Origin of the sequence: Kitasatospora sp. NPDC058218 (assembly GCF_042882445.1) — a bacterium.
Lineage (GTDB): Bacteria > Actinomycetota > Actinomycetes > Streptomycetales > Streptomycetaceae > Kitasatospora.
Window position 1 is genome coordinate 1 of the sequence record NZ_JBHVWC010000061.1, and the last position, 22,118, is coordinate 22,118.

The 22,118-nt window shown below is 75.4% G+C and carries 21 protein-coding genes; 7 read left to right on the forward strand and 14 right to left on the reverse strand.

Features of this window, described 5'->3' with window-relative positions:
* Positions 1-65: 65 nt before the first annotated feature.
* Positions 66-1,574 (reverse strand): HEAT repeat domain-containing protein, encoded by a 1,509-nt coding sequence (locus tag ACFVYI_RS32140; RefSeq protein ID WP_387892114.1) that lies wholly within the window; start codon positions 1,572-1,574, stop codon positions 66-68.
* 300 nt (positions 1,575-1,874) lie between these two features.
* Between ACFVYI_RS32140 and ACFVYI_RS32145 the strand changes: the two genes are divergently transcribed.
* Positions 1,875-2,327 carry a hypothetical protein gene (locus ACFVYI_RS32145; protein WP_387892116.1) on the forward strand — a complete coding sequence of 151 codons (453 nt, stop codon included), beginning with the start codon at positions 1,875-1,877 and terminating at the stop codon, positions 2,325-2,327.
* A gap of 116 nt (positions 2,328-2,443) precedes the next feature.
* Here the strand turns inward: ACFVYI_RS32145 and ACFVYI_RS32150 are convergent, their stop codons facing one another.
* Positions 2,444-3,925, reverse strand: coding sequence for a hypothetical protein (locus tag ACFVYI_RS32150; protein ID WP_387892118.1), 1,482 nt, complete (start codon positions 3,923-3,925; stop codon positions 2,444-2,446).
* Between the two features lie 475 nt (positions 3,926-4,400).
* On the opposite strand from ACFVYI_RS32150, the gene ACFVYI_RS32155 reads away from it, so the two are divergent.
* Positions 4,401-5,615, forward strand: coding sequence for a phosphotransferase (locus ACFVYI_RS32155; protein WP_387892120.1), 1,215 nt, complete (start codon positions 4,401-4,403; stop codon positions 5,613-5,615).
* Between the two features lie 72 nt (positions 5,616-5,687).
* Here the strand turns inward: ACFVYI_RS32155 and ACFVYI_RS32160 are convergent, their stop codons facing one another.
* From ACFVYI_RS32160 to ACFVYI_RS32170, 3 genes are all read right to left on the reverse strand, one after another.
* Positions 5,688-6,929, reverse strand: coding sequence for an acyl-CoA dehydrogenase family protein (locus tag ACFVYI_RS32160; RefSeq protein ID WP_387892122.1), 1,242 nt, complete (start codon positions 6,927-6,929; stop codon positions 5,688-5,690).
* Positions 6,930-7,266: 337 nt separating this feature from the next.
* Entirely contained in the window at positions 7,267-7,761 is a 495-nt protein-coding gene (locus ACFVYI_RS32165; protein WP_360639615.1) for a hypothetical protein, read from the reverse strand.
* A 771-nt stretch (positions 7,762-8,532) separates the two neighbouring features.
* Positions 8,533-8,772 carry a DUF397 domain-containing protein gene (locus tag ACFVYI_RS32170; protein ID WP_387892203.1) on the reverse strand — a complete coding sequence of 80 codons (240 nt, stop codon included), beginning with the start codon at positions 8,770-8,772 and terminating at the stop codon, positions 8,533-8,535.
* 334 nt (positions 8,773-9,106) lie between these two features.
* Between ACFVYI_RS32170 and ACFVYI_RS32175 the strand changes: the two genes are divergently transcribed.
* Positions 9,107-9,646, forward strand: coding sequence for a PTS-dependent dihydroxyacetone kinase phosphotransferase subunit DhaM (locus ACFVYI_RS32175; RefSeq protein WP_387892123.1), 540 nt, complete (start codon positions 9,107-9,109; stop codon positions 9,644-9,646).
* Positions 9,647-9,765: 119 nt separating this feature from the next.
* Positions 9,766-10,695: an NAD-dependent epimerase/dehydratase family protein gene (locus ACFVYI_RS32180; protein WP_387892124.1), complete on the forward strand. Its 930-nt coding sequence runs from the start codon at positions 9,766-9,768 to the stop codon at positions 10,693-10,695.
* 56 nt (positions 10,696-10,751) lie between these two features.
* Here the strand turns inward: ACFVYI_RS32180 and ACFVYI_RS32185 are convergent, their stop codons facing one another.
* The 7 genes from ACFVYI_RS32185 to ACFVYI_RS32215 all read right to left on the reverse strand — a co-directional run bounded on the left by ACFVYI_RS32185 (position 10,752) and on the right by ACFVYI_RS32215 (position 16,374).
* On the reverse strand, positions 10,752-11,855 hold the full coding sequence (locus tag ACFVYI_RS32185; RefSeq protein ID WP_387892126.1) for a GDSL-type esterase/lipase family protein: 1,104 nt from the start codon (positions 11,853-11,855) through the stop codon (positions 10,752-10,754).
* Positions 11,852-12,340: an NUDIX domain-containing protein gene (locus ACFVYI_RS32190; RefSeq protein ID WP_387892127.1), complete on the reverse strand. Its 489-nt coding sequence runs from the start codon at positions 12,338-12,340 to the stop codon at positions 11,852-11,854. The genes ACFVYI_RS32185 and ACFVYI_RS32190 overlap by 4 nt, the downstream gene beginning before the upstream one ends.
* A 55-nt stretch (positions 12,341-12,395) precedes the next feature.
* On the reverse strand, positions 12,396-13,022 hold the full coding sequence (locus tag ACFVYI_RS32195; protein WP_387892129.1) for an acetyltransferase: 627 nt from the start codon (positions 13,020-13,022) through the stop codon (positions 12,396-12,398).
* Positions 13,023-13,048: 26 nt separating this feature from the next.
* Positions 13,049-13,768: a sugar transferase gene (locus tag ACFVYI_RS32200; RefSeq protein WP_387892131.1), complete on the reverse strand. Its 720-nt coding sequence runs from the start codon at positions 13,766-13,768 to the stop codon at positions 13,049-13,051.
* Between the two features lie 42 nt (positions 13,769-13,810).
* Positions 13,811-15,031: a glycosyltransferase gene (locus ACFVYI_RS32205; protein ID WP_387892133.1), complete on the reverse strand. Its 1,221-nt coding sequence runs from the start codon at positions 15,029-15,031 to the stop codon at positions 13,811-13,813.
* Positions 15,024-15,875 carry a polysaccharide deacetylase family protein gene (locus ACFVYI_RS32210; RefSeq protein ID WP_387892134.1) on the reverse strand — a complete coding sequence of 284 codons (852 nt, stop codon included), beginning with the start codon at positions 15,873-15,875 and terminating at the stop codon, positions 15,024-15,026. Before ACFVYI_RS32210 ends, ACFVYI_RS32205 begins: the two co-directional genes overlap by 8 nt.
* Before the next feature lie 274 nt (positions 15,876-16,149).
* Positions 16,150-16,374, reverse strand: coding sequence for a hypothetical protein (locus ACFVYI_RS32215; protein WP_329490825.1), 225 nt, complete (start codon positions 16,372-16,374; stop codon positions 16,150-16,152).
* 400 nt (positions 16,375-16,774) lie between these two features.
* Between ACFVYI_RS32215 and ACFVYI_RS32220 the strand changes: the two genes are divergently transcribed.
* Positions 16,775-17,983, forward strand: coding sequence for a polysaccharide deacetylase family protein (locus ACFVYI_RS32220; RefSeq protein WP_387892136.1), 1,209 nt, complete (start codon positions 16,775-16,777; stop codon positions 17,981-17,983).
* A gap of 178 nt (positions 17,984-18,161) precedes the next feature.
* Here the strand turns inward: ACFVYI_RS32220 and ACFVYI_RS32225 are convergent, their stop codons facing one another.
* A complete protein-coding gene (locus tag ACFVYI_RS32225) occupies positions 18,162-18,941 on the reverse strand; it encodes a glutamate racemase (RefSeq protein WP_387892138.1) in 780 nt (259 codons plus the stop codon).
* 57 nt (positions 18,942-18,998) lie between these two features.
* Between ACFVYI_RS32225 and ACFVYI_RS32230 the strand changes: the two genes are divergently transcribed.
* The gene (locus tag ACFVYI_RS32230) at positions 18,999-20,138 is read left to right on the forward strand and encodes a glycosyltransferase (protein WP_387892140.1); all 1,140 of its coding nucleotides are present in this window, start codon (positions 18,999-19,001) and stop codon (positions 20,136-20,138) included.
* Positions 20,139-20,163: 25 nt separating this feature from the next.
* Positions 20,164-20,907: an SAM-dependent methyltransferase gene (locus ACFVYI_RS32235; RefSeq protein ID WP_387892141.1), complete on the forward strand. Its 744-nt coding sequence runs from the start codon at positions 20,164-20,166 to the stop codon at positions 20,905-20,907.
* A 9-nt stretch (positions 20,908-20,916) separates the two neighbouring features.
* Here ACFVYI_RS32235 and ACFVYI_RS32240 read toward each other — a convergent pair whose 3' ends face one another.
* Positions 20,917-22,116, reverse strand: a complete 1,200-nt coding sequence (locus tag ACFVYI_RS32240; RefSeq protein ID WP_387892142.1) for a glycosyltransferase family 4 protein — start codon at positions 22,114-22,116, stop codon at positions 20,917-20,919.
* Positions 22,117-22,118: the final 2 nt, after the last annotated feature.

The window sequence follows — 22,118 nt, forward strand, 5'->3', positions numbered from 1 at the left end:
GCACCTGATCAGGTGCCCGGCCCGCTTCGTCGTACCGGAGTATCGGTGTACCGGAGTACCGGGGTCTACCGGCTTCGCTCGCGGGCGGCGGTCAGCCGGCCGCGCACGGCGGCGTGGACCTCGGCCTCCTCGGCCGGGTCGGCCGCGAGGCGGCGCAGGCGCTCCAGCACGCGGGCGTCGCCGGTGGTGGCGACGTGCCTCGCGGCGAGCTCCCGGGTCGACTCCTCGCAGTCCCAGAGGCACTCGACGGCCGGGCCCTCGGGGAAGGCCACGTCGGTCGCGGCGAGCGCGCGGGCCGCACGGCCGCGCAGCTCGGACGAGGCGGCCTCGCCGTAGATGTGACGCAGGACGGGGACGGCCTCGGCGGCGGCCAGCCGCCCCGCACCGTCGACCAACGATCCGAGCCCGGGGCCGCCGACCCCGCGGACCGAGATCCAACGGCGCAGCCCGGCCACCACCAGCGCCTCGTCGCCGGGCTCCCCGGCGTCGGCGAGCAGCTGGACGGCGGCCTCGCCGAGGGCGCTGTCGGCGCCACCCGTCGCCGGGTCGGCCCAGCGACGGGCGTGGGCCAGGGCCTCGGGGCCGCGCATCCGGCCGAGCAGCTCCAGGGCCGCGCGCACCGTCCGGTCGTCGACATCGGCGGCGGCGGCCTCGATCAGGCCGGCGGCGGCCGGGTCCTGTTGGTCGACCAGGTAGCGCAGGGCGGCCCGGCGGGCGCCGGGCAGTCCGCCGCGGGCGGCCTCCAGCACGGCGGGGCGGTCCTCGGGGCGCACCACGGCGGCCAGGCAGCGGGCGGCCGCGGCGGCCCGGCGGTCCACGGCGTCGGGGCCGGCGGGATCGCCCGCGTCGCGGGCGGGCTCCGGGCGGTCGGGCCGGCCGGCGAAGGCGGCGGCACCGAGGCCGCCGAGCTCGCCCTGGTCGGCCCAGGCGAGGACGTCGGCGGTGGACCAGCCCGGGGTCACACCGCTGCGGTTCAGCTGGCGCTGCCAGAGGTCGAACGGGGACTGCTCGCTCGCCGCGGCGACCCGTGGGTGGTAGGCCGCCCAGAGCCGCCAGGGCCGTGGCTCGTACGCGCCGCGGATGAACTCACGCAGCTCGGCGTCGCCCTCGGGGCCCGGCGGGAAGTGGTCCAGCACGGCGGTACCGAGCAGCAGCAGGCCGCGGTCGTCGTCGCGCAGCGCGAGCTCGTCCAGCGCCCAGGCCCAGTTGGTGCCGGTGGCGGCGTACTCGCGCAGCATCAGCAGCGCGTCGCGCCGGCCGTACGCGGCGAGGTGGCCCAGTACCGAGAGGGCGAGACCGGTGCGGTACTCGTCGTCGTCGAGGAGGTCCTCCGGGTCGTGGAGGTGGTCCTCGATGCCGTCGAGCGGCGCCTCCAGTTCCATGTAGAGGCGCGCGTAGTAGAGGGAGCGGTTCTCGAGCTGCCAGTCGGCTCTCGGGTCCCTGGTGACGCACTCCTCGAGCGCGGCGAGGGCTTCGGTTCGGTCGGCGGCCAGCGCATGGAGCTGCCCGTCACCGCGGCCTCGCTGGAGGAGGCCGAGGAGGCTGGCACTGGGTGCTATCACTGGCTCGAACATGAGGTCAGCATCCGTTGCGGCGGTCGTAGTGGCAACGGGATTTCCGTCGCCGGGGTCACTGGTCGGTACTGCGGTGGGCGCCCGGGCGCCGGAATCACCGAAGGTTACCGCCTCGGACACCTCGCCGCACACAGGGCAATCGGCCCTCCTGCCGCACTGGCATATGCCGGAGGAATTTTGCCAGAGATCTGCCCAAATCCCCCACAGGGGTGACTCCGCTGTGCGACAGTCTTCTCACTGATTCGACAGTCTCCCACCCCACGACCACCCCCTCCGCCCACCTCGACCGATGGGTTCGCCATGAGCATGCCTGCCCCCACCGCCCGCCGGGCCGTGCGCCCCCGCGACGCCCGACGGACGGACGCCGGGGCGGACGACGGCTCGGTGGGCGGCAGAGTGGACGGCACGGCACAGGCGCCGTCCGGCCCCGTGGTCGGCTCCGCCGAGTGGGATCTGCTCACCGACGACGTCCGGTGGTCCGCCGAGATGTTCCGCCTGCTCGGCTGCGACCCCGGGCACGGCCCGCTCAGCCTCGACCGGCTGCCCGACCGGCTCGCCGAGGCGGACCGGCCGCAGCTGCGCCGGATGATGACCGACGCGCTGGTGCACGGACGGCACGCCTTCGGCACCCTCCAGGTCTGCCACCCCGACGGCGGGCGCGGCACGGTCGAGTGTGCGGGCGAGCCCGTCCTCGGGACGGACGGCACCGTGACGGCGCTGCGCATGCTGCTGCGCCCCGCCGACCCCGCCTGACGGCGGAACCGGACGACGGCGAACCCGGACGGACCGGACGAACCCGGCAGACCCGGCAGACCCGGCAGACCCGCACGAGGTGACCGGACAGGTCGGCGGACCCCGAACCGACCGGCTCAGGCGAGCTTCGGCCGGTTCTTGGCGTCCGCCTGCCGCAGCTCCCGCCCGAGCTGCGCGCGCAGCTCGTCCACCACCGGCAGACCCCGGTAGCGGGCGGTCAGCCGGTACATCTCGCGCAGCCGGTCCCAGGTGCGGTGCGAGGAGTTCTGGCCGATCAGGTTCATCACCATCTTGGCCTGGAACTCCGCCGCGTCGGGCTCCCCGGTGAGCCAGTGCACCGAAGCGAGCGTGATCCGGTCGAACAGCGCCGAGCGCAGCTGGCCGGTGCCCTCGCGCAGACTGATCACCCGCTCGGCCTGACGGCGCGCCTGCGGGGCCGCCGTCGGATCGTGCTCCGCGAGAGTGCGCAGCACCAGTGCCTGCATCCCGCGCAGCTCTGCCTCGTCGAAGACCTGCATCCACGACGGCGGCGGCTCGGACACGTCCTCGGCGAAGAGGTCCTCGGCCTCGCCGAGCAGTCGCCAGGTGTCCTGCGAGTGCCCGATCGAGGCGTGCGCCCAGGCCTCCACCGTGTTCAGCATCGCCCGGGTTCTGGGCAGCACCCGGCCGCCGCTCGCCCTGGCCGCCGACATCAGGTCGAGCGCGTCGTCGGCCCGGCCCAGGTGCACCATCTGCCGGGCGGCCCGGGAGATCGCCTCGCCGGCCCTGGGGCGGTCGCCGGCCTCCTTGGCCGACTCGGCGGCGATCATGAAGTACTTCTGCGCGGTCGGCTCCAGGCCGACGTCGTGCGACATCCAGCCCGCCAGCACCGCGAGGTTGGCCGCGACCAGCCACAGCCGCTGCTCCGCCGCCGGGTCGTGGCGGTGCGTCAACAGACCGCCCACCTCGTTGAGCTGGCCGACCACCGCCTTGCGCTGGAGGCCGCCGCCGCGCGCCGCGTCCCAGGCGCGGAACACCTGCACCGAGCGCTCCAGCGCCTCCACTTCGTCGAGCCCGACCGGGCCCGCGTCGTACACGTCCACCACCGGGCGGGCACCGCCCTGGGTGACGACCTGTCGGGGTCCGGGTGCGGACGCCGCGTACGCGACGGCGTCCCCGCCCAGCCAGCCTTTGAGAGTGTCGGCGATGACCGCCCCGGCCGTGAGCGCGGCGCCCGCACCCACCAATCCACGTCGGTTGAGCATGAGGTCCATTCCCGTGAACTCGGTGAGGACCGCGGCCGTACGATCCGGCTCCCATGGAGGTGCTGCGGGCTGCGCCGCTCCGGTCCTGGTGGGCCGGTGTCGTTCCAGACCGAGGTCCTCAGTGGTGACGACACGGCCGAGCCGCTCCGTGAACACGGACGCCAGTACCCTCGGCACCGGATCGCGCGGGATCTCTCCCTGCTCGATCCACCGCCGGACCCGCGAGGTGTCGGTGGACAACTGCTGCTGTCCCATCGCGGCACCACGCCGGTTGACCAGCCGCGCGAGCTCGCCCTTCGACCATCCGGTCAGGACGAACAGATCGGCGAGTCGGGTGTTGGGTCCCCTGCTCACGTGAAGCCCCCAGGTTCCTCGGCTGGTTCGAGGCTAGAGGCTCCGTCATGTGCCAGGCGAGCATTCGCCAGGCTTCGCCAGGGTCCGCCACATTACCAACCAGTGCCGTCCGGGTGTGATGTAGAGGTGCGCCACCTCGCCCCTCGGGTCGGGCGGCGCACCGGGCAGGTCGGAGGCACTCCCCCGACCGTGTCACGGGGCGTCCCCGGTCCTCACCCGAGGGGGTGGCGCGGCCGGGTGGCGCGGGGGCGCCGGGCACGGCCACGGCAGTCCGGTCGTCCGCATTCCCCAGGGTGCGGACGGCCGGAGCACCGCCGTAGCAAGGGGCTCCGGCCCCCGCGTCCGTGCCCGGCGCCCGCGCTCCACCCACCGCACCGAGACAGGGCCGCCGTCACGCCAGGAAGCACGCGGCACCGGCCCTCCCCGCACCGCGGGGCGCACCCGCCGACGGACAGAAAGGGACCACCCTCACCCCATGTACTCATCAGCGACCTCCCCCACGCCCACCGCGACCCGCACCGCGCTGCGCCCCCCGGGCGCGGCCGCCGGCCGTCCCGGTCCGAAGCAGGTGCCGGCGCCGAGCCGCCCCGCGGTGCCGCGCGGCGCCGACGGCCGGACCACGGACGCGCGGGGCCAGGCCGCCCGGACGGCGCTGGGGCTGCGCGGCCCCGAGTCCGTCCTGCCGGTGGGCGCCCGGATCCCGGGTGTCCGGCCGGGCGACGGCCGGCTGCTGCGCCCGCCGATGCGGCCGGGCCAGCCCGGCGCCCCCGAGCGGATCGACCCGGCGGCGCTGCAGACCCCCGCGGTACGGGCCGCGCTGGCGGGTGTCGCCCGGATATGCCCCGCGTTCACCCCGCGCCAGGTGCTGCGCGAGGGGAGCCGCCACATCCTGGTGGCGGGCACCATCGGGCGGGCGCCGGTGGTCGCCAAGTGCCTGGCCCCGCAGGCCGTGCGCAGTGAGTACTTCGAGCAGCTGGTGGCCGACTTCCACCACGAGGTCGCGGTCTACCGGGCCTTCGTCCGGCACCGCCCGCCGGTGCGGCTGCCCCGGCTGGTCGCGGCCGACCACGACCGCTGCGTGCTCGTCATGGAGCGCGTCCCCGGCCGGCCCGCCGCCCGGGAGCGGCACCCCGTCAACGCGCCCACCCCGGGCGAGGTGCGGGCGCTGCTCACCGCCGTCCGCACCCTCAACCTGTGGCGGCCGCCGACCGACGTGTTCCAGCCGCGGATGGACTACCAGCTGGAGATCGCCCGCTACCACTCGGTGGGCCAGCTCACCGACCGGGACGCCGGCGATCTGCGCGGCCTGCTGCACGGCCTGAGCCACACCCCGCTCCAGCTCTGCCACGGCGACGCCCTGCTCAGCAACATGCTGCTGGCGCCGTCCGGCCCGGTGCTGGTCGACTGGGAGCAGGCCGGGTGGTACCTGCCGGGCTACGACCTGGCGGTGCTCTGGAGCGTGCTCTCCGGGGACACCGCGGCCCGCCGGCAGATCAGCCAACTCGCCCAGAGCGGCGGCACGCTGGCCCGGGACGCGTTCCTGGTGAACCTGGTGCTGGTGCTGATGCGGGAGATCCGGCTGTACGACGTGCCCGGTGCGGGCGAGGAGCAGCGGATCATGATCCGCCGGCTGTACGACGACGCGGCCCTGGCCCGCCGGGCCGTCCGCGCCGCCGTCGGCACCCGCTGAGTCGTCGCCACCCGCCGAGCAGGAGTACGGCGTCGGACCGGCCGGACGGACGCAGCGCCCCTGACCGGCCGGTCAGGGGCGTCGTCCGCGCTCCAGGGCGGCCCGACCGGCGGCGTCCAGGACGGACTCGTCCGGAGCGAAGTGGACGCGGCTGCTGAGGACGTCGCGCAGGTAGCGCTCCAGCGGGTGACGACGGCTCAGGCCGGGGCTGCCGGTGAGCGAGACCGCCTGCTGGACGGCCGCTATCGCCGCACGGGTGGCGAGCAGTTGCGCGGGCCCGGTCCGGGCGACGGCGTCCGGCTCGGCCCGGTCCACCCGCGGCGCCAGTCCGTTGACCAGCTCCTCGGCACCGATCAGCTGGGCCTCGATCTCGCCCAGCGCGCAGCGGTAGCGGGGCAGGCTGCCGAGCGGCTCGGTGAGGTTCGCGGGGGTGCGCTGGTTCAGGAAGCGGACCAGCCACTGTTCGGCCGAGCGGGCCACCCCGAGGGCGACGGCGGACAGCGCCAGGTCGTGCCAGGCGCGGGTGAGTTCGGCGGCGGACACCGGATTCTCCGGGGCACTGCCGGTGACGGCCGCCCCGGGCGGCGCCGCCGGGTCGCGGGCGGGCCCACCGGCTCGGCCACTCCTCGGGGCGGTGAGGCCGAGCGCGAGTTCGCTCGGCACCCGGACGGCGTCCAGCACCACGTCGTGGCTGGCGCTGGCCCGCAGGCCGAGCTGGTCCCAGGTCGGGTCGACCTCGATGCCCTCGCTCTCGCCCCGGACCAGGAAGGTGCCGACCCGCGGCACCGGCTCGTCGGTCCGCGCGGTGACCGCCATCCAGGCCAGCGCCTCGGCGCCGGCGCAGTACGTCTTTCGGCCACTGAGCAGCCAGCCGTCGCCGTCCCGCCGGGCCACCGTGGCGGGCGGTGCGCCGGCCTGGCCGCCGGGCTCGGCGCGCAGGGTGTTGACCAGGGCCGGTCCCCGGCGGGACTCGGTGAGCAGCCGTCGGTAGCCGGCCGTCGGCCAGCCCGCCACCCGGGCCTGCTCGGCGTGCTGCAACAGGGTGAAGGCGGTGACCACGGCCACCGAGGCGTCCCCCCGGCCGAGTTGGGCGAGCACCCGGACGGTGTCGGCGAGCGTGCCGCCGGGGCCGCCGTACCGCTGGGCGACGGTGAGGGTGAGCAGGCCGGCCTCGTGCACCGCCTCGATGCCCTGGTAGGGGAAGGTGGCGTCGCGGTCGTGTTCCTCGGCGCGGGCCGCCAGCAGGTCGACGACCCGGGGCAGCCCGGCGAGGGCGGCGGCGACGGGCGACTGGTCGGCAGCGATGGTGGTCATGGTGCTGGTGCCTCCGGGCGGCAGCGTGGGCTCGGCAAGTGCGGGCGGCACGCCGGACGGGCGCGCAGTACCGGTTGGCGACCCCGGAGGTCAGCGGAACGACCGCCCCCGGATCGGCGCCGGCCACTCGGCCGACCACCCGCCGCCTCGGGGACGAATCCCCCTCAGTGGCCCCGACACACCGCGCTCGCGGTGCGCCGCAGGTCCAGGTAGCTGCGACGGGTCAGCAGCGGGAGACGGCACGACATGTTCGCGACTGTACGAAGCGTTGATCGAAACCGTCAAGCAGCGCCCGGAGCGCGGACCGGCCCCGACCGGGACGCGGCCGGGGTGCCCGTCAGCCCTGCTGGAACATGTCCGCCGGAAGCGGCTTGAGCAGTTGGTAGAGGTCGTCCGAAATCGGTCGGTCCCAGGAGGCGATGGTGACCTGGACGCCGTCGCTGCGCCCGAACTGGGAGCAGAACACCCGGCCCTCGCTGACCTTGACCTTCTTCACGATCAGCAGATCATCCCCGAGCATCACCGGGAAGTCCTCCGCCGAGACGAACTCGACCGGTTCTTCGTTCTCCAGCGCCGCGAGCAGTTGCCGGACCTCGAAGGGCACCTCGTCCCCGGTCTCGCGGGCCGGCGAGCCGTCGGGGAGGTTGCCGATGAACATCGCCGGGCCTCTGCCTCCGAACAGGTCGTAGCGGAGGAAAATCCCCTGGCAGGAGCCGTCCGGGCCGGTCATCATGGCCGCACCGAAGTCGCCGGGCCAGTCGCCCGGGTCCATCGCGAGCACGTCGAAGTCCGGGCCGGCGGGCTGTCCGGAGCGACGGCGGAGAAAAGACATGGGAACATCGTACGTGCCCGGCACACCACTCTCGCGGGGTGGGTGGGGCCCTGGACGGAGATCCACGCTCAGAGACCAATGTTGACTCTGAGCAACCGTCCGGGCTACGTTCGGTTCAGCACGACAGCCGTTCTGGGTTTCACCCTCCGGGGGGACGGCATGTCGCAACGCGGCCCTACACGCGTATCCCTCACTGTGCACATTGTCGTGCCGAACCGCCGAGCACCCAGCTTCGTCGTCGCACACAGCACAGCACACAAGCCAACAGTTCCACCTCACACAAGCAAGGTCCGCGGGGCCCCGGCCCGTCGCTCCCGCGGATCTGCTCGGGACGCCGCCGCGTGGGGGCGTGCGGGTCCCGAGCACCCGGCACCGACGTCGAGTCGCTCTCGGCTCCGGTGTCAGCCTCCCGGCGACTGCCGGCCCCTTGTGGGCCGGGACCGGCCAACGCACCCCCGGTGCGCAGGGGATGACTGGGAGGCAGGTCCGGCATCGCTGCCGGGCTGCACAGCAGGCGCCGTGTCTGGCCGCGTGGGGGCGGTGGGCACGGCGTCTGCCTGTGCTCATACTCTGAGCTGCGCTTGTCTAACAGTCAACAGAATTTATGACCGGGTACGCTCAAAACTGATCAAAAGATGGAAACGGGCCCCTCACAGGGCCCGTTTCGGCACTCTTCTCCCGGCTCTCCGGCCGGCTCCGCCGGTGAGATCTCCCACAGAGATCTCCGACGGAAAACTCCGATGAGGGCTCCGACCGGATCTCCGGCGGGCCTCAGGTGAGGTCGAACTCGCCGTCCCGGGCACCGAGCACGAAGGCGCGCCACTCCCCCGGCGTGAACACCAGGACCGGCCCGTCCTCCTGGCGGCCGTCCCGCATGCCGATGTAGCCGTCCACGAACGCGATCTGGACGTCCCCGACCCCCTGGCTGCTGCACAGCCAGGTCGCCCCGGTGAAGTCCACCTTCGGCTTCCCGCTCGGCGCGAGCTCCGGCGCCGCCGCAGCCACCTCCACGGCCGCGTCCACGGCCGAATCCACGTCAGTCCCGATATTGGCTGCCACTGCTGGTCTCCTCCCGACGGCTTTGCGAGGCCAGCCTAGTCACCGCCGCCGCCCGGGTCAGCGGGTTGCCGAGGACTCCCCCGACCGGGGCCGGCGCTCCGCCCGCGGGCCCCGCGGGCCGCCGCCCCGCGCCGGGAGGCGGCCGGCCGGACAGCGCCCGCGCACACCCCTCGCACCCCCGGGATCGGGCCGGGCGCCGCACCGAGAGCGTGTCCCGCCCCGCCGGGCGGCGGCCGAGCTGCCAGAGTGTGGAAGGCCCTCACCCCGACGCCCCCAGGAGCAGCCGATGAGCCGCCGGGACGGCACCAGCGCCGATGTCATCCCCATCTCCGAGGCCCCCTCGGCCCACCCCCCGGCGCCCCGCACCCCACCCGCGCGCACCCCGCTGCCCCGGCCGGCGCCCGGCCGGCCGCCCCTCCACGGGCGGGTCGGGATCGTCCTGGTCTCGCACAGCCAGGAGTTGGCCGCCGCGGTACGCGCCCTGGCGCTCGCGCTGGCCGGCTCCGACTCCCCCGCCCCGGTCGCCGCGACCGGCGGCGACCTGCTCTCCGGCCCGGGGATCAGCGCGGTGCTGGTGGCCGCCGCCACCCGCCGGGTCGACCAGGGGCACGGCGTGGTGGTGCTCGCCGACCTCGGCAGCGCGGTGTCCACCGTCCGGGCCCTGCTCTCCGACGCGGACGAGCACGGGCTGCCGTTCCCCGTCCGGTTCGCCGACGCCCCCTTCGTGGAGGGCGCGGTGGCCGCGGTCGCCACCGCGACGGCCGGCGGCGACCTCGCGGCGGTGCTGGACGCGGCCGAGGAGGCGTACCGCCAGCAGAAGGACTGAGCCGGCGCCGGCCGCCGGGCCCTTCTCGGCGTTCCGCCCCACCGCGGGTGACCGCCCGGCTACCATCGGCACAGGGCCGGGCCGAGCGGGCCGGGCGGTGCGGAGGGGGAGCCTCAGCCATGCGCGTGGTCGTCACCGGCGGAGCCGGATTCATCGGAGCCAACCTGGTCCGGGCCCTGCTGGCCCGCCCCGAGGTGGCCCAGGTCCGGGTGGTGGACGACCTGTCCACCGGCAGGAAGGCGAACCTGGCCGGCGTCGACGCCACGCTGTACGAGGGCAGCATCCTCGACCGCGCCCTGCTGGACGAGGCGTTCGCGGGGGCCGACGCCGTGGTGCACCTGGCCGCGCTGCCGTCCGTCCCGCGCTCCGTCGCGGACCCGCTGGCCAGCCACCACGCCAACGCGACCGGCACCCTGGAGGTGCTGGAGGCGGCCCGCCGGGCCGGCGGGCCGTACGTGGCCGCCGCCTCCTCGTCCTCGGTCTACGGCGCCAACCGCGAGCTGCCCAAGCGCGAGACCATGCGCACCGCGCCGATGAGCCCGTACGCGGTCAGCAAGCTGGCCACCGAGTCCTACCTGGCCGCCTACCACCACTGCTACGGGCTGGGGGTGCTGCCGCTGCGGTTCTTCAACGTCTTCGGCCCGCTCCAGCCCGCCGGGCACGCGTACGCGGCCGTGGTGCCGGCCTTCCTGGACGCGGCCCTGGCCGGGCGGCCGGTGACGGTGCACGGGGACGGCGGCCAGAGCCGGGACTTCACCTACGTCGGCACCGTCACCCAGGTGATCACCGAGGCGGTGCTGCGCCGGGTGGTGCACCCCGACCCGGTCAACCTGGCCTTCGGCACCCGGACGTCGCTGCTGGAGCTGGTCACCACGATGGAGTCGGTGCTGGGACACCCGGTCACGGTGGCCCACACCGATCCCCGGCCCGGCGACGTCCGGGACTCGCAGGCCGACAACGCGCGGCTGCGCGAACTGTTCCCGGAGGTCCGGCCGGTGCCGCTGCGCGAGGGGCTGGAGCGTACCGCGGAGTGGTTCCGCACGCTCTGAGGACCGGCCGGGCCCGCACGGGGTCAGGCCCGCGCAAGGCCCGGCCCCGTGCCGGGTCAGGCCGGCGCGAAGGCACCGCCGGGGCCGAAGGCCAGCGCGGCGAACCGCTCGCCGATCAGCCGGTGCCCGGCCGGGTTCGGGTGCAGCAGGTCGGCGAGCCCGTCGGCGTCCCGCGGCCCGAGCAGCGCCAGCCCGTCCAGGTAGTGCAGGTGGGGATCGGCGACCGACCGCGCGGCGGTGATCCGGGCCAGTTCGGCGCGGACCGTCTCCAGGGTGAGCGCCCCGGCCGGGACGTCCGCGGGGTCGCCGAGCGAGGCGAACCGGGGGCCGTCGGCCGTCTGCTCGTACCGCCCCGGCCCGGGCGTGCGTTCGAACGGCGGGCTGAGCACCGGGGAGACCACCAGCACCGGGGTGTCCGGATGGCCCTCGCGAACGGTGTCCAGGAAGCCGTGCACGGCCGGTCCGAAGGTGCGCCGCCGGAACGAGGCCGCGGTCAGGACGTTGATGCCGATCTTGAGGCTGATCAGGTCGGCCGGCTGGTCCCGTACCGTCCGGGCGGTGAACGGGTCCAGGTGGGCGTTGCCGGCCAGCGAGAGGTTCACCAGGTCCGCGCCGGCCCGGTCGGCGGCGATCCAGGGCCAGGTCTCCGCGGCCGAATCGGCCTCCGGGGCCTGGCTGATCGAGCTGCCGTGGTGCAGCCAGCGGCGGCGGCCGCTCGGGCGGGGCGCCAGCACGGGCGCGTCCGCGCGCAGGGCGACCAACTCGACGGAGGTCCACTGCGGCAGCCACAGCTCCACCTCCCGCTCGGCGTCGCCGGCCGCTCCCGCCGTGAAGCGCAGCACCGCGGGCCCGCCGGCCGCCGGCAGCTCGGCCCGGTCGGTCCGCAGGCGGTCCAGCACCAGCTCGACCGCGCCCGGGCGCGGGGGCTCCGGCGGCGCCTGGAGGGCGAGTTCGAGCACCGTCGCCGCCGTCCGGAAGGCCAGCCGCACACCGGAGGGCATCTGGGCCACCCGGCGCAGCGCCTCGTCCGGGAACTGCGCGGCCGTCCAGGCCGGCAGCCGCCAGGGCCGCAGACCGTGGGCGGTGCGCTCCAGGTGCAGGGCGCCGCGAACCTCCACCGGCCCGTCCAGCAGGGGGATGTCGGCCAGCCGTCCGGTCACGGTCGCTCCGTGCCCTCCCACTCGAAGCGCGCCGTACCCCGGCACTCCCGGGCCTGACGCAGCGCCTTGTGCTCCGCCTCGACCATCGGCGGCAGCTCGTCCGGGGCGAACCAGCCGACCGCGAGCGACTCGTCGTCGTTGACCCTGGCCTCGCCGCCCACCGGGCGGCAGCGGAAGACGAGGACCAGGTACTGGGTCATGTCGCCGTTGGGGTAGGTGACTTCGGGCGAGACGTCGACCGAGGCGAGCGCCTCGGGGACGACCACCACACCGGTCTCCTCCAGGCACTCGCGCACCGCGCCGTCGGCGGGCTGCTCCCCCGGGTCGAGGATGCCGCCGGGCAGGGCCCAACGCCCGTCGTCGGCCCGCCGGACGAGCAGTACCCGGTCGTCGTCGTCGAGGACGACCGAGGCCGCGGCGCTGAGCCAGAGCGGGCGGGTACCGACCACGGCGCGGAGTTCGGCGAGGAACGCGGGGATAGCCATGGTCCGCACCCTATCCGGCGCGGCGCGGGCCCCGGGGCACCGAACCGAAGGGCGCCTAGGGTCGCGTCCTGACCAGCGGTCTGGCCGGCGAGCCGACCACCACCTCACCGGCCGGGACGTCCCTGGTCACCACCGCGGCCGCGCCGACGAAGGCGTTCGCGCCGATCCTGCGGCCCTGCAGCACCACGGCGTTGCTGCCGACGGTGGCGCCGTCGGCGAGCTGCACGGCGCCGGAGACGTTGCCGCCCGGGTAGAGCGTCACCCGCTCTCCGAACACGCTGTCGTGGCCGACGGTCGCGTTGTAGTGGACCTGGCTGTGCGCGCCGAGGCGCACGCTGCTGGACACGTACGCGCCACCCATCACCAGGCAGCCGGGGCCGAGTTCGGTGTCGGGAGCGATCAGGGCCCGGGGGTGGACGAGGGTGGCGGGCACCGCGCCCCGGCCGTCCAGCAGCGCGGCGAGCCGCTGCCGGACCGCCGGGTCGGCGATCCCGACCAGGTAGCGCGCCCCGGCCGGGACGTCGTCGGGCCGGCGGACGGGCAGGCCGCGGACGGCGCCGCCGTGCCCGCGGTCGTCCAGGAAGCCGGCGACCGGGACGCCGGCCGCGAGCGCGGTGTCCAACGCCTCGCGGCCGACGCCGCCCGCGCCGGCGATCCAGAGTTCTCGGTGTTCGGTGGCCATGGCGGCCATCCTGCCCGTTCCCGGGGTCAGGACGCCTCCTCGACGGCCGCGTGGACGGGCTGCGCCAGCCGGGACGCGGTGGCCTGCCGGGGCAGGCTGATCGTGGTGAGCGGGCGGACGACGGGCTCGGGGGCGGTGGTCGAGGGCTCGTGAGCCGTGCTCACGGGCTCGGTGGGCGCCGGGAAGCCCGGGTTGACCCCGCCGGCGGCGGTGATGCCGCTGGGGCGCAGCAGCACCCCGACGGTGAGCACCAGGATGCGCAGGTCCAGCAGGAGCGAGCGGTGCGCGACGTACCAGAGGTCGAGCTCGATCCGCTCGGGCCAGGTGATGGAGTTGCGGCCCCGGACCTGGGCCCAGCCGGTCAGGCCCGGCCGGACGTCGAGCCGGCCGCGCTGGCGGCGGGAGTAGTGGACGACCTGTTCGGGCAGGGTGGGCCGGGGCCCGATCACGCCCATCTCGCCGCGGGCGACGTTCCACAGCTGCGGCAGCTCGTCCAGGCTGGTCTTGCGGAGCAGCGCGCCGAGCCGGGTGATCCGGGGTGCGTCCGGCTCCTCGGGAAAGCGTTTGTCCCGCATGGTGCGGAACTTGAGGATCTCGAACTCCTTTCCGCGCCATCCGGTCCTGGTCTGGCGGAAGAGCGCCGGTCCGCCCATCGTGCGGCGGATCAGCAGGGCGATCAGCAGGCCCAGCGGGATCGCGACGATCCCGGCCAGGACGGTGACCGCGAGGTCCCCCCCTCGCTTCATGACGGTCCTTCCCCCTGATGCGGTGTGTGGGAGTACGTGGACTCAGTCGACCGTCCAGGGCAGTGCCTTGGCGCGGGCGACGGCCGCGTAGGTCTCCAGCGAGACCCCGGCGACGGCGCGCTGGTCGAAGTGCGCCGTGGCGCGGCGCCGTGCTGCGGCGCCGAGCCGTTCGCGCAGGCCGGGCTCGGTGAGAAGCCGGTCCAGCGCGCTGGTGAGGGCCCGGGCGTCCCCGGGCGGGGCGAGGAGCAGGTGCTCGTCGTGGGTGCCGATCTCGCGGCAGCCGCGGATGTCGCTGAGCACCATCGGCAGGCCGCCGGCGGCGGCCTCCATGGCGGAACGGGAGAACCCCTCCCGGTAGGAGGGGAGGACGAAGACGTCGAGGGCGGCGTACACCGCGGGCATGTCGCTGCGCGGGCCCGGGAACTCGACCCCGGACTCGGCGCCGTGGGCGTCGGGCTTGTCGGGGTCGTCCGGGCCGATCCAGACGAACCGGGCCTTCCCGGCCAGCGCGCGAGCCGCCGCGGCGTACTCGCCGATGCCCTTCTCGGCGACCCTCCGACCGACGCCGCCGACCAGCAGTTCGTCCGGACCGACACCGAGTTCGGCGCGCACCCGGGCCCTGGTGCGGGCCCGGTCGCCGGGCGCGGTGGCGAACCGGGTGAGGTCGACGCCGTTGCCGACGACGCGTGAGCGGCGGCCCGGGACGGCCCCGGCCAGGGTGCGGCGGTCCTCGCCGTTCTGGTACAGCTCGGCGTGCGAGAACCGGGCGGCGAAGGCCTCCGCGCCGAGCACGAACGCCCGCTTGGCGAGCGGGTCGTGGGCCTGCGCCCAGAGACCGTGGCAGGTGTTGACGACGACCGGGACCCGGGCCAGCCGGCCGAGGACGCGGCCGAGGACGCCGGTCTTGGGGTTGTGGGTGTGCAGCACGTCGGGGCGCAGCCGGTTCAGCACGGCGAGCAGTTCGCGGGCGGCGGCGGCGTCGGCGCGCGGCCGCCAGGCCCGGGTGAGGGCGTGCAGCGGCTCGTGCCGGACGCCGATCGCCTCGATGTCGGGGACGTACGGGCCGGGCGCGCTGATGCCGTAGGTCTCGAAGCCCGCCTCCAGGTCCACCTTGAGCTCGGTGGCGAGCAGCAGGTGCAAGCTCATGTCGACGGTGGTGAGGTGGGCGACGCGCAGTGGCCGGCCGCCGGGGCCGCGCAGCCGCGGGGCGGGCCCGCGGGGCGCGGGAGCGGGTGTCCCGGGCGCGGCGGCGGACTCAGGCACGGGCGCCCACCGCCTTGGCGGTGGCGACGATCCGGGCGTAGGCACGCTCGGGGATCAGCCGGCCGTAGAGCTTGGCGCGGAAGAAGTCGATCGGGTCGGTGCGGCGGACGGGCACCCGGCGCAGCCGGACCGGGTCGACGCCGGGCACGTTGCGCCCGACCTCACCGGTGGCGGCGGACCGGAACCTGGCGCGCAGCGCCGCCTCCATGAGGGGCACCGGAACGCCCCAGGTGTAGGCGTAGTGCCGGGGGCGGACGCCGAGGTGCTGTTCGACGTCGTCGTTGCAGGCGTCCAGCTCGGCGGTGGTGAGCAGCTCGGGGCGGGCGTGGCTGCGGGTGTGGTTGGCGACGGTGCACAGACCGGAGGCGGTCATCTCCCGCAGCTGTTCCCAGCTGAGCGCGGGAGCGCCCGCGGCCTTGGCGGTCGATCCCTCCCAGCGCATCTCGCCGCCGACGTGGCCGCTGGCGAGGTAGACGGTGAACGGGAGGGCGCGCTCGCGCAGCAGCGGCCAGGCGTTCTCGTACACGTCGGCGAAGCCGTCGTCGAAGGTGAGCACGGCGGCGGGGGTGCGGCGGCCGGCCTCGATCCGGTCCACGGCCTCGTCGAGGGGGACCACCCGGCCCGGCGGCAGCTCGGCGAGCAGGTCGACCTGGGCGGTGAAGTCGGCGGTGGTGACGTCGAGTTCGTCCGGGCTGCCGCCGCCGACGCGGTGGTAGATCAGGACGGTGACACCCTCGCCGGGTCGGGCCCCGACCCGGCGGGCCAGCTGGCGCTTGACCCTGGTGCGGATGCCTTCGGCCGGTCCGGCCGCCTCGGACGCCCCGGGCACGGCGGTGCCGCTCATCGCTCCCCCCTCTGCGGCACCCTCCCCGGCGCCGTCAAGTGGCCACGCATCCGGCGCAGTTGGCTGCCGGACGGAATTCACAGTAGGGGGAACTGTGGGGCTGATGGCCCGGAATTGTGAAAGAAGCGAGAAGGAGTCGGCAGATGGGCCGAAACCGGCCGATCCGACCGGTCGGACTCGATCGGCCGTTCAGCCGGCGACCGGTGGCGGACGCACCGCCCAGGGGGTCGGCCGGGCCGAGTCGCGCGGGCGCCGGCCGCCGCGCCCGAGAGCCTCAGAGGGTCGCGCCGCGCCGGTAGCGCAGCAGGGCGAACGCGATCCGGCCGAGCAGCAGCACACCGGCCGCGAGGCAGCCGGCCACCGCCATCGCCCACGCCGGACCGTCACTGTCCGGAACCGCCACGGCGACCACGATGCCGAGCGCCAGACAGGCCAGACCGACCACGGCCAGCGGGAGCTGGTGGGTGACCAGCGCGCCACCGCTCCACACGCGCGCCATCCGGGTCGCACCATGGGGGTGCAAATGATCACGTTCCGCATCTGCCATGAGGCCAAGGTACCCCGGAGCAGCGCCGGAGGCAGCCCGCAGGACGCTGTTTTCCGACTACTCTGCGCAACCAAGGCCCGGCGCGGCGCGGGCGCCGTCAGCGCTCCGGCGTGCACTCGGGGGCGCCTGTTTTCGGCCCGCGAAAAATCCTCGGCTGTCCGGTACAACCATCTACGCGGCGTATCCGTCTCCACTACATTGAGCGATCCAGGAGCCGTCCGCGGTGCGGGTTGGGAGTCCCCGCCGAGGACCGGAAAACACCAGGGGGCGGAGCCGCCGCGCCCTGGAGTCGGAGGCCGGGCTCCATCCTCCGGCGGTACCGCCACGCCGCACCGGCGACCGAGGGGGAACCGTGCCGCAGTCCAAGTCCACGACGTCGACCTCCATGGCCCGGATCGGGTCCGTCATCAGCACCCTGCCGAGCGCGAACGTGCGCTCGTTGCCGCAGGCGGCCGCCGGGCAGCCGGCCGCTCGGCAACGGGCGACCGGCCGCTCGGCGGCCGCACCACCGATGACCTCACCGCCCACGACCGCGCCACCCGCACCCGGCCGGCCGACGGCCACCCAGGCGGTGAGCGCGGTCCCCCAGCCACTGCCACGCGGCCGGCAGCCCGCCCGACGGCACGCCGCGCGGCCCGGGACGGGTCGGCCGGAGGAGCGGGGCGACTGGTTGCGCTTCGCCCCCGTCCAACCACTCTTCCGGGCCAGGGCCGCGCAGCGGCTCGCCGTGCTCGCCTACCACGGCGTGACCGATCCGCGCTCCTTCGGCGCCCAGCTCGACCGGCTCCGAAGACTCGCCACGCCCGTCTCGCTGGCGGCCGTCCAGCAGGCCGTCGCCGAGCGGCGGCCGCTGCCCGCCCGCAGCGTGCTGGTCACCTTCGACGACGCCGACCGCAGCGTTCTCACGCACGCCCTGCCGGCCCTCAACGACCGGGGCATCCCGGCGGCCGCGTTCGTCATCTCCGAGCTGATCGGCACGGAGCGGCCGTTCTGGTGGCACGAGGCCGACTTCCTGGCCCGGCACGGCGGGCGCGCCCGGTCGCTGGACTGCGGGCACCCCTCGCAGTTGCTGCGCCGGCTCAAGGCCATGCCCGATCCCGACCGGCGGCGCAGCCTCCAGGAGCTGCGGGTCAGCGCGGACCGGCGACCGCCCCGGCAGGAGCAGCTCACCCCGGCCGACCTGATCGCCCTGCGCGAGGGCGGCGTCGCCATCGGCAACCACACCCAGGGGCACCCCTGCCTCGGGCGCTGCGACGACGCCACCGTCCGGGCCGAGATCACCGGCGCCCACGAGGCGCTGACCCGCTGGCTGGGCGAGCCGCCGATCGCGTTCGCCTACCCCGACGGGGGTCACGACCCGCGCGCCGAAACCGTCCTGCAGGAGCTGGGGTACCGGCTCGGGTTCCTCTCCGACCACCGGCTCGGCCCCCGCCTCCCCGACCATCCGCTCCAGATCAGCCGGCTCCAGGTCGACTCGACCACCAGCACGCGCCGCTTCGACACCATCCTGTCCGGGCTGGAACCGGCCTACCGGCGCTGGCGCGGGCAGGCGGTGGCGTAGCGGCCGGGGGAGCCGACGGCGCGGTGCACGCACCGGTGCGCAGGAAGTCGGCCGGTCCGACTTCCTGCGCCGGCGCCGGCAGGCGGTTGCCGCGGGCGGAGTGCGGGCCGGGCGGGCGCGCGAGTGTTCGTGCGGGCCCGTCCCGCACCCCTGCGGGTTCGGACCCGGGCGCGCGAGGTCAGGCCGCCGGGGCGGCGGGGGCGGTGAGGTCGAGGCCCTGGGGGTAGAGGAGGACCGCGGCGGGGAGGGTGGCACCGCGGCCCGCGTGCAGGACGGTGAGCGTGCCGTTGCCCCGGCGGGCGGGGTCGGCGACCCGGCGCAGCGCCTGGGCGGCGACGGCGCCGGCCGAGCCGTGCAGGGTGAGGTGCGGGGCGGCGACGGGCGCGACGGCGGTGCGGATGCGGTCGGCGACCAGTTCGTAGTGGGTACAGCCGAGCACGAGGGCAGCCGTGCCCGCCGGGGTCCGGGCCGCCGCATCGGCGACGGCCGCGTCGATCGCGGCCTCGTCGCCGTACTCGACGGCGTCCGCCAGGCCCGGGCAGGCGACCTCGGTGACGGCCGCCGGGCCGGCGAAGTCGCGGATCAGGCCGCGCTGGTAGGCGCTGCCCGTGGTGGCCGGGGTGGCCCAGATCGCGACCGGCCCGCCGAGCGCGGCGGCCGGCTTGATGGCCGGGACGGTGGCGATGACCGGCAGCGCGGGCTCCAGCTCGGCCCGGAGCGTGTCGAGCGCGTGGACGGAGGCGGTGTTGCAGGCGATCACCAGCGCGTCCGGTTCGAGGGCTGCCGCCGCCCGCGCGCAACCGAGCGCGAGCTCCGTGATCTCCTCGGGCGTGTGCGGGCCCCAGGGCATCGAGGCCGGGTCGGAGGAGAGCACCAGGTCCGCGTCCGGGCGCAGGTGCCGGACAGCGGCGGCGGCGGCCAGCAGGCCGATTCCCGAGTCCATCAGTGCGATCTTCACAGGGCAAGACTTTAGTCGATCCACCGTCGCGGGCCCTTGGTGCGGCAGACTGCCCGGGTGACCGTCCTGCTGTGGATCGCCGTCCTCTCCCTGCTGGTCTGGCTCTGGCTGGCCTGCTGCCACGGGTTGTTCTGGCGCACCGACGTGCGGCTGCCGCCCCGCCGCCCGCCGGCCCGGTGGCCGCAGGTCGCGGTGGTGGTACCGGCCCGGGACGAGGCGGAGGTGCTGCCGCTCAGCCTGCCGAGCCTGCTCGCGCAGAAGTACCCGGGGCGGGCCCGGGTGATCCTGGTGGACGACCACAGCTCGGACGGGACGGGCGCGCTGGCGGCCGCGCTCGGCAGGCCCGAGGGCCTGGAGCTGACCGTCACCACCCCTCCCCCGCTGCCGCCCGGCTGGACCGGCAAGCTGTGGGCGCTGCGGCACGGGGTCGAGCTGGCCGGCCCGGACGCCGAGTACCTGCTGCTCACGGACGCGGACATCGCGCACGGCCCGGACTCGCTCGCCGAGCTGGTGGCCGCCGCCGAGAGCGACCGGCGCGACCTGGTCTCCCAGATGGCCCGGCTGCGGGTGGAGAGCGGCTGGGAGCGGCTGATCGTGCCCGCCTTCGTCTACTTCTTCGCCCAGCTGTACCCGTTCCGCCGCAGCAACCGGCCCGGGGCCCGGACGGCCGCCGCGGCGGGCGGCTGCTCGCTGGTGCGGCGGGAGGCGCTGGAGCGGGCGGGCGGGGTGGCGGCGATCCGGGGCGCGGTGATCGACGACGTGTCGCTGGCCCGCGCGGTGAAGGCGGCCGGCGGCCGGATCTGGCTGGGCCTGGCCGAGCAGGTGGACAGCGTCCGCCCCTACCCACGGCTCGCCCAGCTCTGGCGGATGGTCTCGCGCAGCGCCTACGCCCAACTGCGGCACTCCCCGCCGCTGCTGGCCGGGACGGTGCTGGGGCTGGGGCTGGTCTACCTGGTACCACCGGCGGCCACCGTGGCCGGGCTGGTCGCCGGACACGGCGCGGTGGCCGCGGCCGGCGGTGCGGCGTGGGCGCTGATGGCGGGCACCTTCCTGCCGATGCTGCGCTACTACCGGCAACCGGCGCCGGCCGCGCTGCTGCTGCCGTTCACGGCCTCGCTGTACCTGCTGATGACGGTGGACTCGGCGGTGCAGCACTGGCGGGGCCGCGGAGCGGCGTGGAAGGGCCGCACGTACTGAGGTGTCCATGGTCCACAATGACCGGATGGATCGTCAGACAATCTCCCGCCTCGCCCATGCCCACCACCCGATCGCCGCGCCGATCACCGACGAGTCCGTGGCCCGGCTGCTGGCCCGTGCCACCGAGCACACCGACGCCGGCCGGGCGCTGGACCTCGGTTGCGGGGAAGGCGGCTGGCTGGTGCGGGCGTTGACCGCGCGCCCGCACTGGCAGGCGGTCGGGGTGGACCTCGACGCCGCGGCACTGACCCGGGCCCGGCAGACGGCGGAGGCGCTCGGTGTGGAGCGCCGGCTCGGCCTGCACCACCAGAAGGCGGAGGAGTTCAGCTCGCGCGAGCCGTTCGACCTGGTACTGAACATCGGGGCGACGCACGCCTTCGGCGGGCTGCTGCCGACCCTCGCGGCGGCCCGCGAGCACCTGGCGCCGGGTGGCCTGGTCATGGTCGGCGACGGATTCTGGGAGCGCGAGCCCACCCGGGCCGCGCTGGACGGCCTGGGCGCGACCCGGGACGAGTTCGCGGACCTGGCGACCACCACGGACCGGGTCATCGCGGAGGGCTGGACCCCGGTGTACGGCTACGTCAGCAGCCTCCAGGAGTGGGACGACTACGAGTTCTCCTGGACGGGCTCGCTCGCGCAGTGGGCACTGGACCACCCGGACCACCCGGACGCGGCGGCCGCCCGCGAGGCCGTCGACCGGCACCGCGCCGAGTGGCTGCACGGCTACCGGGGCACGCTCGGGTTCGTCACCCTGCTGCTGCGGGGCTAGAGTCCGCCCTCAGCGCCCCAGCAGCCGTAGCGCGGCCGGCTTGGTGAACTCGTACCTGGTCATCTGCTCCAGGTCCTTCAACCAGCCGGTCACCCGCGCCGGGCGGGCCAGTACCCGGGTGTACAGGTCCTCGAAGGCGGTGGTGACGCTGTCCAGCGAGAAACGCCCGACCACCCACTCCCGCCCCCAGGCACCCAGCCGGGCGCGGCGGGCGGGGTCGTCGAGCAGGTCGCGGAGCTGGGCCGCCAGCGGCTCGGGCACGCGCGAGCCGTCGCCGAAGCCGTACATGCAGCGCGAGGCGTGCGGTTCGACCAGCGGGCCCGGCTCGTGGACGGCGGTGTAGCCGGCGGCGCCGTGGACGACGACCGGCTTGGCGAAGGCGAGGCCGCGCAGGGCCGAGCCGCCCATCCCGAGCACGATGTCGGCGGCGTCGTAGGCCGGTCTCGGGTCGGCCAACTGCCCGGGCACCAGGACCGCTTGGCGGCCCAGCGCGGCATTGGCCGAAGCGGCGCGGGCGCGCAGCCGCTCCAGGCTGGGGCCGGTGCCGACGACGACGAGCCGCACGCGCGGGTCGTCGAGCTGCCGGACGGCCTCGACGGTGAGCTCGGCACCCGCGTCCTTCTCCAGCGCGGGCACCAGCCGGGTGACGATGACGAGCAGCAACTCGCCGTCCCGGATGCCGTGTTCGCGTCGGAACGCGGCGCCGTCCACCCGGCCCGGCGCGTCGGTGGCGGTGTTGACCGGCGGCTCGATCAGGCTGACGTCCTGGTGGCCGAAGGCCCGGCCGTCCCCCAGCAGCGCGCCGAGGCCCAGCACCAGCGGCTGGTGCCGGGGGAGGCCGCGCAGCATCCGGATGCCGTAGAAGGTGGTGACCACCGGCAGCCGGCCGTAACGCCCGGGCCCGAAGTAGGAGTTGCGGGCCGCCCGGACCTCCCAGGCGTGCAGCAGCTGGCTGCCGTGCTCGGCGGCGAGGCGGCCGAGCCGGCGACGGACGTCCGCACGCGGGGTGTCGGGCCCGCCGGCGACCACCACGTCGAGGCCGTGGCCGGCCGCGACGTCGAGCAGGGGAGCCGGGCCCGCCACCCCCTGGGCGAACAGCACCGGATCGTGCCCGCGGTCGCGCAGGGTGCGGGCGATGTCGACCGCGTTGAGCTGGGCGCCGCCCAGGGCGAGGTTGTTGAGGTGGACCAGCACCCGGACAGGGCTCACGG